The following is a 13,412-nucleotide window of genomic DNA, read 5'->3' on the forward strand; positions in this document are numbered from 1 at the left end:
TAACAATACCCCTACAAAAAAGGCTGCACAAATGCAGCCTTTGTCTTATTTCGCCTAAGAGCTCGAATTAAAGCGTTCCTTCCAACTCTGGAAGTACCTCAAACAAGTCGCCTACCAAGCCGTAGTCAGCAACCTGGAAGATTGGCGCTTCTTCGTCTTTGTTGATAGCAACAATGACTTTAGAATCTTTCATACCTGCAAGGTGCTGAATAGCGCCCGAGATACCTACTGCAATGTAAAGTTGAGGTGCAACAATCTTACCTGTTTGACCCACCTGCATATCGTTTGGAACAAAGCCTGCATCTACCGCAGCGCGCGATGCACCGATGGCTGCACCAAGCTTGTCTGCAATACCTTCAAGGAGCTTGAAGTTGTCACCGTTCTGCATACCGCGACCACCAGAAATAACCACTTCCGCTGCCGTTAGTTCAGGGCGCTCAGACTCGGTAAGCTCTGCCGAAACGAAATCAGACTTATCACTACTTTTTACAACATCAAGTGCTGTCACTTCTGCGCTACCACCTGTTGTCGCTGCATCGAACGATGCGGCACGAACTGTGATCACCTTCTTCGCATCAGATGATTGAACAGTAGCAATTGCGTTGCCTGCATAAATTGGACGAACAAAGGTATCTTCGCTTTCTACACCAATAATGTCTGAAATTTGCGCTACGTCTAGCAGTGCAGCTACGCGAGGCATAAAGTTTTTGCCTGTTGTAGTTGCGGCAGCAACAACGTGGCTGTAGTCGCCTGCAAGCTCTATGACTAGGTCAGCCGTATTTTCTGCAAGCTGGTTTTTATAAGCAGCATTATCAGCAACAAGTACTTTTGCAACGCCGTCAATTTGCGCCGCAGCTTCAGCAACCGCTTGACAACCTTCACCTGCCACTAAAACATGGATATCGCCACCCATTTTTTGTGCGGCATTAACAAGCTTATGCGTTTCTGTTTTTAAGCTTGCGTTGTCGTGTTCTGCATATACAAGTACGCTCATGAGATCACCTTTGCTTCATTTTTTAACTTGTCTACCAACTCAGCAACGTCTGCCACTTTAATGCCGCCCTCACGCTGAGGCGGAGGCGTAACTTTCAATACCTTAACGTTAGATTCAAGCGCAACACCGAAATCTGCCGCAGCTTTAACGTCAAGAGGCTTACGCTTTGCTTTCATAATGTTTGGAAGCGATGCATAACGCGGTTCGTTCAAACGTAGATCTGTCGTTACAACAGCAGGAAGCGACAGCGCTACGGTTTGAAGACCACCGTCGATTTCACGTGTCACGTTTACTTTTTCACCATCTACAACCACTTCTGAAGCGAAGGTACCTTGAGGCATACCCGTTAGCGCTGCCAGCATTTGGCCTGTTTGGTTGTTGTCAGAGTCAATGCTCTGCTTTCCAAGAATAACTAGTTGAGGCTGTTCTTCTTCAACCACTTTCGCTAAAAGTTTTGCCACTTGAAGTGAATCAAGATTTTGGTCGGTATCAATTTGGATACCACGATCAGCACCTAGGGCAAGTGCTGTGCGTATTTGTTCTTGGCAGCTTTTATCACCTATTGAAACAACAACGATTTCCGTTGCCACGCCTTTTTCTTTTAATCGAACGGCTTCTTCAACAGCAATTTCACAAAAAGGGTTAATGGCCATTTTCGCGTTTGTAAGATCTACACCTGATTCATCAGCCTTCACTCTTACCTTAACGTTGTAGTCGATCGCGCGTTTGACCGGTACGAGTATTTTCATATTTACCTCAATTGTTGAGTTCGTCAGTGCTAATTACGTTTCATTAATAATTAACTATTAATAATTAAAAACGTATTACTTCACCACGCTTTTTGAAACTTTAACAATGCTTATACGTTAAAAAAGAAACTGTGGAACGTACGTTTTTTAAAGGCTAGCCTTAAAACGACGTTAACACCACGTTTACGAGCAGGTATAATGCGCTGCCAGTTAACGTTAACGTAAACTGCTTTGCAATGTACTTACTGTTGACGTAAACGTCAACCTGCTTTACCTTGCAAAACGACAATTAATTTACATGTTTTTGACACAAAGCATTATTTGTTTCATCAATAGTGCACTATAAAAATACAAACATAAGGAGCCTCCCGTGGAACGAGAATCGATGGAGTTTGACGTAGTCATCGTCGGTGCCGGCCCAGCTGGATTATCAACTGCTTGCAAGCTTATGCAGCTTGCGAATGAAAAAGACCAAGAACTTATGGTTTGTGTGGTCGAAAAGGGCTCCGAGGTAGGTGCACATATTCTCTCAGGCGCGGTATTTGAGCCTCGTTCTCTCAACGAACTATTTCCCGATTGGAAAGAAAAAGGTGCGCCACTTAACACCCCAGTAACCGAAGACCACATTTATTTACTTAATGACGAAACGTCAGCGAAGAAGTTACCAAACGGCATTACGCCCAAAACCATGCACAATGACGGTAACTATATCGTATCTATGGGTAATGTTAGTCGTTGGCTAGCAGAACAGGCCGAACAACTAGGCGTTGAAGTATTCCCCGGCTTTGCAGCTTCTGAAGTTATTTACAACGAAGACGGCAGTGTTGGCGGCGTGCTTACCGGCGACATGGGCGTGGGTGAAGACGGTGAACCAAAAGATGGTTACATGCCGGGCATGGAACTACGTGCTAAATACACTGTGTTTGCAGAAGGCTGTCGTGGTCACTTAGGTAAAGAACTTATTTCTCACTTCAATTTAGATGAAGACAGCTCACCGCAACATTACGCTATTGGCTTTAAAGAGATTTGGGATATAGACCCAGCGAAGCACCAGCCGGGTCTAGTAGTCCACAGTGCAGGCTGGCCACTTGATGACGCCACAGGCGGTAGCTATTTATATCACGCCGAAGATAATCAGGTGTTTGTGGGCTTAATTGTTGACCTTAACTATGACAACCCTTATTTGAGTCCGTTTGACGAATTTCAACGCTTAAAACACCACCCTGTCTTTAAACAATACCTTGAAGGCGGTAAACGTGTATCTTATGGCGCACGTGCAATTGCCAAAGGTGGGTTTAACTCTTTACCTAAGATGACTTTCCCTGGTGGATTATTAGTTGGCTGCGAAGCAGGCACGCTTAATTTCGCCAAAATCAAAGGCAACCACACAGCAATGAAGTCAGGTATGTTAGCAGCTGAAAGTATTTTTGAAGCGATTTCAGAAAATGCAGAAACGCCAGTAAAAGAGCTAACGAGTTTTACTGAGAAATTTAAGTCTTCATGGTTATATGACGAGTTGTTCCGCTCTCGTAACTTCGGCCCTGCAATTCATAAACTAGGTAATTTCTGGGGCGGTGCGTTTAATACGGTAGAACAAAATTTCTTTAACGGTAATTTATTCTTTACCATGAAAGACGAACACAAAGATTACGCACAGCTTAAGGAAGCGAAAGACGCGAAAGAAATTTCTTATCCAAAGCCGGACGGTGTGCTTAGTTTTGATAAGTTGTCTTCCGTGTTTTTATCTAATACAAACCATGAAGAAGACCAGCCGTGTCATTTAAAATTAAAAGACCCGTCTATTCCTTTACAGATTAACCTACCAAAATTCGCAGAACCCGCACAGCGCTATTGCCCTGCTGGCGTTTATGAGGTTATTGAAGAAGAAGGTGAAAAACGCTTTCAAATTAATGCGCAAAACTGTGTTCATTGTAAAACATGCGATATTAAAGATCCTAGCCAGAATATTAAGTGGGTTGTACCTGAAGGTGCTGGAGGCCCGAATTATCCAAATATGTAATTAAATGCAATATTTGGTTATTTAACTGATATTTTTTAAAAGCGAGCTTAGCTCGCTTTTTTTTTGTGCTACTTTTAATTATTATCTTATAGGAATTTAGTACAACGTATTAAGGTTAATTAATGAGCGACTTTTTAGATATTTTAACCCATGGAAGACGTTTACAAGGTGCTGTTAAGGAATTAAGCATAGAAGAACTTGAACAAGTTCAGGAAAAACTTAGCGGTATTATAGAAAAAAGAAAAGAAAAATTACTAGAACAAGAAAAACTAGAAAAAGAAAAGTTAGAAAAACTTGCTGCTATTAAACAGCAAATGGAAGAAGCAGGTCTAAACGTAGAAGATTTACAAGCTCTAGATACCGGCACAAACAAGAACGTAGGTAAGAAGCGCCCCGTTAAATACAAACTTGTCGATGACGATGGCGAAGAGCATTTGTGGACGGGCATTGGTCGTATGCCTCGCGTTTATAAAGATGCACTAGATAGCGGCAAATCTCTCAACGATTACGCTATTAATTAATATTACTATTTAACCTGCCAATAAGGTCTGTTTTTACAGGCCTTATTTTGTTTATAAGACTCAAGCTATGTCTATCAGACAATTATTCATGGGTAAATAAATCGTGAAGTTAAATTATAAACTTTCAAAACGAGATTCATCATCACCATGGTTAATCTTAATCCATGGCCTTTTTGGCAATGCGGATAATTTAGCCGTTGTTAAACGGCACTTTGAATCAGCTTTTAATATTATAAGTGTTGACCTTCCGGATCACGGTGAGTCTCCGTGGACTGATCGTTTTTCTATGTCAGATGCCGCGGATGCAATTTACGACATTATGCTATCTTTAAATATTGAAAAAAGTGCGGTATTGGGTCATTCCCTTGGCGGAAAGGTTGCAATGAAACTCGCCCTAAATCACAACGAAAATATTACACATTTAATCGTAGCTGATATTGCCCCTGTGAGTTATGAACACAGCCACCAAACGGTATTTGATGGGTTGAATTCTGTTTCTTTGGATACCATTGAGAGTAGAAAGGACGCCGAGAAGCAAATGGCTGCTCACGTTAAAGAAATGGGCGTTAGGCAGTTTCTTTTAAAAAGCCTGTATCAAGACGAAAACGGAGCATGGAAGTGGCGCTTCAACGTGAGCGGGCTAATGAGAAGTTACTCGCACATTATTGATTGGGAACAAACAAATCAAACGTTCGATGGCGTAACCTTATTTATTAAGGGCAGCGAGTCCGACTACATTACATCGGCCTATCGAGATGCGATAGCTCGCTACTTTCCGAATGCTATGGCGCATGTTATTGAAGGTACGGGACACTGGCTACACGCGGAAAAGCCAGCTGCATTTAACGGAATTGTAGAGAGAACGCTCAACAAATCGTCATAAAGTGGAATATTTCTCATTCAACAGGATGAGAATGACTATTATTACATATTTTTGAACGTTTTAGGCTCTTACAGGCGTATATACTGTGGTATAGTTGCGCCAGAAATTTTTAAGTAACAACACTATGCTTGCAGAAAATTACGAACTCATTGAGTCCATTATGCTGTATGGCGGCTTGTCTATTCTTTTTGGATTGATGGGTTTTGCTGTACACGATGTATTACGTAAGAACGATGTTCCACTTATTGGACGAGTGGTTACCTATGGTGTGCTGGGTTTAGGCGCGTTAGGGTTTCTTGCGAAAGGCATTATTGAATGGTTTTGGCTAAGCACAGGCGTTTAATTAGTAACGATTAATAGAGGTTAGATATGGCAAGCGTTGGCCTATTTTTCGGAAGTGACACGGGTAACACCGAACATGTTGCGAAAATGATCCAGAAGGAATTGGGTAAACAGCTAATTGATGTAAAAGATATTGCCAAGAGCAGTAAAGAAGACATCGCTGAGTTTGATTTGCTTATCTTCGGTATCCCTACATGGTACTACGGCGAAGCACAATGCGACTGGGATGATTTTTTCCCTGAATTAGAGCAAATCGACTTCAATGATAAGCTGGTTGCAATTTTTGGTTGTGGCGACCAGGAAGACTATGCAGAATACTTCCTAGACGCGATGGGCATGGTACGCGACATTGTAGAAGCCAAGGGCGCTATTATGGTAGGTCAATGGTCTACTGAAGGCTACGACTTTGAAGCATCTAAAGGCATGGCAGACGATAATCACTTTGTAGGTCTTGGTATCGATGAAGACCGTCAGCCAGAATTAACAGACTCTCGTGTTAAAGCATGGTGCAAGCAGATTCATGACGAGCTTTGCTTGGCGGAGCTCGCCTAGACACTGCCTAGGTCGCTATCAACGAGTAGCTATCAAATGAAGAAAACCGCTCCAATGGAGCGGTTTTTTGCTGTACAAAAGCACCCTTTCAATTTTCGTTTAATTCTTAAGCGCCATTAGATGAGCTAAAGCCGAAATCGCTCTACCGCCTTCCTTAAGCTTTCTGTCTGCGCATCCAGCATCATGGTTGATTCGTTAGACTGTCTAGTGCTCTGTGCACTTGAATCAGCAAGGGCTACAATGCGATTTAAGCTTGTTGCTACGTCACCAAGTAACACATCTTGTTGCTCTGTATCTTCAACAATATGTTCGTTAATGTCACTCAACCGTTCAATGATTTCTCTGATGCTTTCAACTTGCTGAGAAACCTGCTGGGTTATATCTACACCTTCTTGCGCTTGCTCACGACCTGCATTAATAGCTTTCACAGCTTGCGCTGCATCTTTTTGCAAGTTACCAATCATTTGCTCGATTTCTTCTGTAGAATCGTGCGTTCGATTTGCTAGTGTTCGCACTTCATCTGCAACAACTGCAAAGCCCCTGCCCTGTTCACCAGCTCTCGCAGCCTCAATAGCGGCGTTTAGCGCCAACAAATTAGTTTGCTCTGCTATGGTTTTGATGACGTCCAAAATACTGCCGATGTTTCTAGAGTTATCATCTAAACGTCCAATAACCTGAGCTGAAGACTCTGCCTGCCTTGCTTGGTTGCTAACTTGCTCGCTACTTTTTTGAACCAGTTGCCCAATGTCAGTACTTTGTCTGGTAATAGTACGTAATGCATCCATCGCTTCATTAATTTGCTCAAGGTTACTACGGCTTTTGTCTTGAACATTCTTAGTATTAGTGGAGGTAACCGTAACTTGCTCTCGCTGTTTATCCACTTCAGACAAACTTTTGTTACCAAGCTCAACACTTTCTTTAGTGATTTCAATTAGCCGTTTTTCCTGCGCTAGGATATTACCCACCAGTTCTCTAAGGCTGTACGTTAAGCTGTTAACTTTTGCTGAAAGAGCAGAAAACTCATCGTTGCCCTCTTCGGGTAATTTAGTACTCAAATCCCCTTGGCTTAACTGGCTTAACCCTTTGTTTATATGCGCAAGCGGCTTTGAAATACTGCGCGTTACAATCACCGCTAGAAAGATAGCAGCGGTAAGCCCTATCGCAGCAACTATAATATTGCGAACCAAGTTTTCTTGCACCGACTCAAGTATCGCATTCTGGCCTTCAAGGGACTGATTTTGAACGGTATCAAACAACTTATTTATATCGGCAATGGCGGTGTCTAATGCCTGATTTGCCCGTTTTTGTGCTTGCGCCGCATTTTCGACTTCAGCGAGTTTCTGTCGCTGTAACGCTATCAGACCATTTGAACCATTTACCGCTTCCAGCAATAAGTCGTATTGCTCGTTAAACGCCTCGATAGTACCGCCATCATCCACACCTGTAGCCAAACGGTTCACATAATCCTTATCTACCTGCAGATTACTTAACTGATATTCGAGATCTTCGATAATACTGGCGCTTTGCGTGGCGTCGCTAGATTCGGCCAACTCGATAAATGAGTCGTTCATTGTCAGTAGCTTATTATCAATGGCTGTACCTGCGCCAATTAGTGTATCAAGACTCGGATCACTGCTATCGAGATAAGAAAGGTCTAGCATCAATGCACTAGCTTCGTCTGCTGTCATAAGTACTTTTTCAAGTTGCGTGGCAAGCGCGCTCTCTATATTCATTCTCTTGTTAATTGCAATGTACATTTCATTGCTTTCACTCACGTAGCTAGAACTTACTTCAACAGCATTCTTAGCTATTGCGTTTTTCGGCATAAGAGACTTTAATCGCGACAAATCGTTAGAAAAGGTCGATGACAATGTATCGAATGTTTGCTTGTTGCTTTCTAGTTCGTCTCGACTTCCTACGTGGTAACCATTGGCCGTAATTACCGATAAAGACAGTATTTCGGTTTTAACTTTTACCATACTGGTCTGTACTGGCATTTTTTGCTCTACAACATCTTGTGCAGAGTCCTTAATACCGCTTAAACCAAAATAAGAAAGGATACTTGTGAGTAATAGTAAGCAGCCAAATAAGCCGAAGCCTAAAGTGATTTTATTTATTATTGTCAACCGCATGGGTACTTCCACTTAAATACATGCTAAAAACTACGAAAAGAATTAAACTCTTTAAGTTTAGTTTAACAGGATGTTAATTCAATACATCAAAAGTTTTATTTATTTTACTTATTTGTTCGATAAATCGAGTACTTACATTCTGGTCAGGCCACATGCTGCAAGGCCCCCACTTAAGTACAATATTTTTTGCAATTAGCGTCTTGGGCAAATTTTCAACGAGAAGACAAAGATTCCACGGTTTTGCTTTTAAATTGTTTCAACTTACCTATAATAACCACCAAACACTTATTCACTCGTTCTTAGTAGGCTGTAATGGATCAAAATAAAGAATTGAAAAAAGCAGGGCTTAAAGTCACTCTGCCTCGCCTTAAAATTTTACAAATTCTGCAAGAGCCAGAAAACCAACATATCAGCGCTGAAGACGTATATAAGATCCTAATTGAACAAGGTGAAGAAATTGGCCTTGCTACAGTTTACCGAGTGTTAAACCAATTCGATGATGCAGGTATTTTGAACCGCCACCACTTTGAAGGTGGGAAGTCGGTATTTGAAATTAGCCATAAAGATCACCACGACCACCTTGTGTGTCTGAAGTGTGGCAAAGTGATCGAGTTTGAAGATGAGATTATCGAAGAACGTCAAGAGATGATTGCTAAGCAGCATAAAATGAAGCTTACTCATCACAGCCTTTACCTGTATGGCGAATGTACTGACGGTAACTGCGACAACGCTCCTGATTAAAAAGCAATTTTTGTTTAGCAAAAGGCCCGCTTCGTTAAGCGGGCCTTTTCAATTTATTACGCTTGAAACTTATAGGCATGGTAGGCATTGATGGCCTTTTCCCATATATCACCTACTTCTCCAGAGCCTATCTTCTTGCCCTCTACTTCAACTACTGGGGCTACTTCTTTGCTTGACGACGTTAACCAAACCTCATCGGCAGCTAGCAAATCATCTTTACTGAACCAGGTTTCTGTCACCACCAACCCAGCTTGTTTGAATGCCTCTATAGCAATGGCGCGAGTAATACCGGGGAGCAATTCATGGTTCAAGGGCGGCGTAGATATACACCCGTCTTTCACCATAAATACGTTGCACGAACTTGCCTCAGTTATCATGCCTTCACTGTTGTACAAAATAGTTTCGTTAACACCAGCATCGACACCTGCTTGATAGTGCATAACGTTGCCTAACAAGGAAGTAGATTTAATATGGCAGCGCTGCCATCTTTTATCCTGTTGAAGCGCAACTTTGAAAGGCTTAGCATCAGTTTTAGCAGTAGGCTGAGGTGGCGCTATTTCAAAAGCGAAGCCAAATACTGTAGGCGCAATATTCTTGGGGTATGCATGAAAACGTTTTGTATCGGTGCCTCGACTCACATGGAAATAAACGCCTATATTTCCACTTTCAATAAACACCTTGTTTTTCTCAATTAAGCTGGACAAAATGGTTTGCCACTCTTCTGCCGTATACGGGTTGGTGATTTCTATAGCATCAAGGCCTTGCGACATCCGTGAGGTGTGGCCTTTAAACCCTACTGCGTTACCAGAATAGGTAGGGATAACTTCATAAATACCGTCACCAAAAAGAAAACCTCTATCCATTGGAGAAATCTTAGCCTCGGAAAGAGGCATATACTCACCGTTTAAAAACGCAATCGTCAAAATATTTCTCCTTGTAATCGGCGACGTCTACTTGTCATTAATAGCCAGTCTGCCCTTGCTTCTTCTTCGTTTTGAAATACGAAGTTCACTTTTTCACCTGGCACGGCTTGGGCCAAGCGACTTATATCACAGGGGCTTACACAGCCAAGTTTAGGGTAGCCCCCCAATGTTTGCCTGTCACGCATCATCACAATTGGCTGCCCGTCACCAGGCACCTGAATTGCACCTAAATGTATTGCCTCAGAACGCATGTTTTCTATTTCGGCGGAAACTGATTCGCCGGTAAGCCTAAACCCCATTCGGTCTATAGACGATGAAACCGTATAGCTACTGGTTTCAAACGTACGCAACGCAACTTTGCTAAAGCTAGAAAACTGATAACCAGGGATCACACGAATAGACTCTAAAAATCCATAGTCATCGATATGTTGCTGCGCAAGCGTGCGCATTTTAGCGCTGCCTTGGTTTCTTGTGTTAGCTAAAACCTCAATAGTGTCGCCTTCTCTTAACACGCTTCCCATTCCGTCTAACCCGCCTAACTGTTCACGAACAACGGTACAAGCACTGCCCACTGCTTTGGGCACTAGCCAATTTCCACCTATTGCTAAGTAAGCTTTACTACCAAGTAGTGTGCTACCAAATGTGATAACGGCGCCTGCCGATACCTGTTGGCTTTGATAAGGCGCGCTCTGTGTTCCATCTATATCGAGTGTGGTCTCCCTGCCAGTCACAGCAATTATACAATCTTCATTTACCTGTAATTGCATTTCGCCAATGGCTTCAATGCAAGGCGTGCCATCTAAATTGAAGGCAAGAAAATTGGCCCATTCATAGGCGTTACTATCCATGGGGCCAGATTCACAAAAACCATCCCGTTGTCGCCCTACCCGTCCGCTATCAATGATAAGGCTAAACAGTCCTTTGTTGAGTACTTCAATTCTCATCGTTCAACCTGCAATCCTGCTTTGTATTCTCGTTCAGTAACCGAAACAAACTTAACCACATCCCCTGCTTTTAATCGCGATTCACTTTGTTCGTCGCTGTGAATGAGCATGTCAAATGCCGTGAGCCCCAATAGGTTCCAGCCTCCGGGTGATTCACTGGGGTAAACAGCGGTTTGCCTATCAGCAATTGCGACCGCACCTTTTGGTACCCGTTTACGCGGTGTACCTAGTCGCGCACAGCTGAGCGCTTCTGGAATATCGCCCATATAGGCGAAACCCGGAGAAAACCCTACTGCGAAAACTTTATACGTTGTACTGGTGTGTAATTCGATAACTTCTTCAATAGACAATGAGGTTTTCTTACTCACTACACTTAAATCACTGGCATTAGGCGCGCCGTACCAAACAGGAATTTCAATCACGGCACTACTTTCATTCTCTTTTGCTTGCAAAGAGAATGAATGCCGGCTCATCTCTTCAGCGCTTAGATTACTTAAGGCACGGTATACACCGTGGCTATCAATTAATGCCATATCAAAAATAATCAATAGGCTGTCATAGGAAGGCACGCACTCGCGCAGCCAACGCCATGAATTGCTTTTCTTTTTGCTATCTATCGCTGCCAGCATACAATGACAGGCATTATTCGCGTCGTCCAAGTTTGTGCCATCAAAATACAAAATAATGGCGTCTGCACTTGCTGTAACTATTCGCTTGATGCGACCAAAAGTTTGCATCTACTGTCCTTGTTGTCTTAACGGCTTTAACTAATGCTAATAAGCGCTAGATAATAGGTATCTAACACTTGGTACAAAAAAGGTTAACAGCCTTTTATATTGTTCTTTTAAATTGTGTTTTTAATGAGGCGGGTTTATAGAAATGTTCTGATTTTTTTTGCAATACTCACCGCCCCTTTAGTATCGCCATGCACACACAGAGAATCCGCTTCTATTGCAAATATTGCTCCCGAGGCTGTGGTTACCGTACCCGACGATATAAGTTGTTTAGCTTGAAGTAGTGCGTCACTTTCGCTTAACACGGCACCTTCGATCAAGCGAGATTGTAGCAAACCTTCATCGGTATAACGCCTGTCTGAAAACGCTTCAAAATACAACGGCAGCCCCCACTCTTTCGCAGCGTCTTTAAGCGCTGCATTGTGCGAAGTAGCCTGAACCATTAACGCAAGGGGCGAATCTGAAGACTGCATATTTATTTCCGCTATGCTTTGCATGACTGTGCCCATGACAGCTGTATCTTTCATCATGTCATTGTAAAGCGCACCATGGGGCTTCACATAGCTGACTTTAGCACCACAAATCTTCGCCATACCGCTTAAGGCACTGACCTGATATTGAATCATAGCCTTAAGTTCGTCAGCGGCAATCGCCATACTTCTGCGGCCAAATCCCTGTAAGTCTGGATAGGCGGGATGGGCACCTATGGCCACATCATGTTGTTTGGCCAACAAAATAGCCTGCTTCATCACTAACGGGTCACCCGCATGAAAACCACACGCAATGTTGGCCTGATCAATTTCTGCCATGATGGCCGATTCCACCGGCATTGCCCACGCGCCGAAACTTTCACCTAAATCGCAATTTAACTTCATAATGGTTTAGCTCTTACCCTCATTCCAGTATCATGTTACCTGTTCTTTTTAAAAAGTCAGTGCTGATGATAAATATTGGAAAAATTAATACATTACGCGTGGTAGCCCAATACCCTTTTGGCTACGCTTTAGCGCCACTTGTCGAAAACAACGACGAAAACGACAGCGTAATAGAAATAGATGATGCTGAAGAGCTGCAAACTGTTACCCTCGCGATTGACGAAGTAGAGACTTCGCTTACCGAAGGCCAACAGGTAGACGTATTTGTAGCCACAGATCAGCGCGGCGATCTCTATGCCACTATCAAGAAACCTTTGATTCAAGTTGGTGAAACTAAGGTACTTAAAGCAGTTTCTGCTACAAATTTTGGTGCATTCTTCGACTGGGGCCTAGACAACGATCTGTTAATGCCCAACGATTATCAAGCTCAACCTGTTAATCCAGGTATGTATTATGTGGTTCACACCTTTTTTGATGATAAAACCCAGCGTATTTTAGGGGCCACTAAGCTTCACTATTTTTTAAAAGAAACTAGTGCCTATCTCAACGAGGGCGACACAGTGCAATGCTTGGTTTATGCCAAAACTGACTTAGGTTTTAAGGTAGTTATCAATGAAAAAAGCTTAGGTCTTATTTTCCATAGCGATGCCTTTAAGCCGCTTAAAGTCGGGCAGGCAACTGAGGGTGTAATTAAAACAATTCGTGACGACGGCAAAGTTGACGTAGCCCTTCAGCGCGTAGACAAAGGTGGCCGTGATGCACTTCAACAAGCCATTTTGGATGACTTAGAAGCTCATGGTGGGATTTCAACGCTGACAGATAAGAGTGCGCCAGAAGCCATTTACTCTCATTTTAACGTAAGTAAAGCGGCGTATAAAAAAGCGTTAGGGGCGTTATATAAGCAGAAGAAAATCACGCTTAGCCCTGATGCAATTCGTCTTAACAAATAAACGCACATGTCACAGCTGCATTGAAGCGCTAAATTAGCCTGCCTTGCAGCTT

At 42.8% G+C, this 13,412-nt stretch carries 14 protein-coding genes; 7 read left to right on the forward strand and 7 right to left on the reverse strand.

The window, feature by feature from the left end:
• Positions 1-67: 67 nt before the first annotated feature.
• Together ACYX4M_RS17620 and ACYX4M_RS17625 are read right to left on the reverse strand one after the other, a co-directional pair.
• A complete protein-coding gene (locus ACYX4M_RS17620; RefSeq protein WP_476081096.1) occupies positions 68-994 on the reverse strand; it encodes an electron transfer flavoprotein subunit alpha/FixB family protein in 927 nt (308 codons plus the stop codon).
• On the reverse strand, positions 991-1,743 hold the full coding sequence (locus ACYX4M_RS17625; protein ID WP_039216447.1) for an electron transfer flavoprotein subunit beta/FixA family protein: 753 nt from the start codon (positions 1,741-1,743) through the stop codon (positions 991-993). The genes ACYX4M_RS17620 and ACYX4M_RS17625 overlap by 4 nt, the downstream gene beginning before the upstream one ends.
• Positions 1,744-2,113: 370 nt before the next feature.
• Between ACYX4M_RS17625 and ACYX4M_RS17630 the strand changes: the two genes are divergently transcribed.
• The 5 genes from ACYX4M_RS17630 (at position 2,114) to fldA (ending at position 6,061) form a co-directional block, all read left to right on the forward strand.
• Positions 2,114-3,763 carry an electron transfer flavoprotein-ubiquinone oxidoreductase gene (locus ACYX4M_RS17630; RefSeq protein WP_476081097.1) on the forward strand — a complete coding sequence of 550 codons (1,650 nt, stop codon included), beginning with the start codon at positions 2,114-2,116 and terminating at the stop codon, positions 3,761-3,763.
• 122 nt (positions 3,764-3,885) lie between these two features.
• Complete coding sequence (locus ACYX4M_RS17635; protein WP_476081098.1) at positions 3,886-4,284, forward strand: H-NS histone family protein; 399 nt, start codon at positions 3,886-3,888, stop codon at positions 4,282-4,284.
• 103 nt (positions 4,285-4,387) lie between these two features.
• A complete protein-coding gene (locus ACYX4M_RS17640) occupies positions 4,388-5,167 on the forward strand; it encodes an alpha/beta fold hydrolase (RefSeq protein ID WP_476081099.1) in 780 nt (259 codons plus the stop codon).
• A 124-nt stretch (positions 5,168-5,291) separates the two neighbouring features.
• Entirely contained in the window at positions 5,292-5,510 is a 219-nt protein-coding gene (locus ACYX4M_RS17645; RefSeq protein ID WP_012519093.1) for a DUF2788 domain-containing protein, read from the forward strand.
• Between the two features lie 26 nt (positions 5,511-5,536).
• A complete protein-coding gene (gene fldA, locus ACYX4M_RS17650; RefSeq protein WP_476081100.1) occupies positions 5,537-6,061 on the forward strand; it encodes a flavodoxin FldA in 525 nt (174 codons plus the stop codon).
• Positions 6,062-6,186: 125 nt separating this feature from the next.
• On the opposite strand, the gene ACYX4M_RS17655 is transcribed toward fldA, so the two are convergent.
• Positions 6,187-8,193 carry a methyl-accepting chemotaxis protein gene (locus ACYX4M_RS17655; RefSeq protein ID WP_476081101.1) on the reverse strand — a complete coding sequence of 669 codons (2,007 nt, stop codon included), beginning with the start codon at positions 8,191-8,193 and terminating at the stop codon, positions 6,187-6,189.
• Between the two features lie 312 nt (positions 8,194-8,505).
• Between ACYX4M_RS17655 and fur the strand changes: the two genes are divergently transcribed.
• Complete coding sequence (gene fur, locus ACYX4M_RS17660) at positions 8,506-8,934, forward strand: ferric iron uptake transcriptional regulator (protein ID WP_136782749.1); 429 nt, start codon at positions 8,506-8,508, stop codon at positions 8,932-8,934.
• A gap of 56 nt (positions 8,935-8,990) precedes the next feature.
• Here the strand turns inward: fur and ACYX4M_RS17665 are convergent, their stop codons facing one another.
• From ACYX4M_RS17665 to ACYX4M_RS17680, 4 genes are all read right to left on the reverse strand, one after another.
• Positions 8,991-9,857: a D-amino acid aminotransferase gene (locus tag ACYX4M_RS17665; RefSeq protein WP_476081102.1), complete on the reverse strand. Its 867-nt coding sequence runs from the start codon at positions 9,855-9,857 to the stop codon at positions 8,991-8,993.
• Positions 9,854-10,801 (reverse strand): 5-oxoprolinase subunit C family protein, encoded by a 948-nt coding sequence (locus ACYX4M_RS17670; protein WP_476081103.1) that lies wholly within the window; start codon positions 10,799-10,801, stop codon positions 9,854-9,856. The genes ACYX4M_RS17665 and ACYX4M_RS17670 overlap by 4 nt, the downstream gene beginning before the upstream one ends.
• On the reverse strand, positions 10,798-11,538 hold the full coding sequence (locus ACYX4M_RS17675; RefSeq protein WP_476081104.1) for a 5-oxoprolinase subunit B family protein: 741 nt from the start codon (positions 11,536-11,538) through the stop codon (positions 10,798-10,800). Before ACYX4M_RS17675 ends, ACYX4M_RS17670 begins: the two co-directional genes overlap by 4 nt.
• A 134-nt stretch (positions 11,539-11,672) precedes the next feature.
• Positions 11,673-12,410 carry a 5-oxoprolinase subunit PxpA gene (locus ACYX4M_RS17680; RefSeq protein WP_476081105.1) on the reverse strand — a complete coding sequence of 246 codons (738 nt, stop codon included), beginning with the start codon at positions 12,408-12,410 and terminating at the stop codon, positions 11,673-11,675.
• Positions 12,411-12,475: 65 nt separating this feature from the next.
• Here ACYX4M_RS17680 and ACYX4M_RS17685 point away from each other — a divergent pair, with 65 nt between their 5' ends.
• On the forward strand, positions 12,476-13,360 hold the full coding sequence (locus tag ACYX4M_RS17685; protein WP_476081106.1) for a CvfB family protein: 885 nt from the start codon (positions 12,476-12,478) through the stop codon (positions 13,358-13,360).
• Positions 13,361-13,412: the final 52 nt, after the last annotated feature.

Source organism: Alteromonas sp. ABV4_150 (assembly GCF_056311745.1).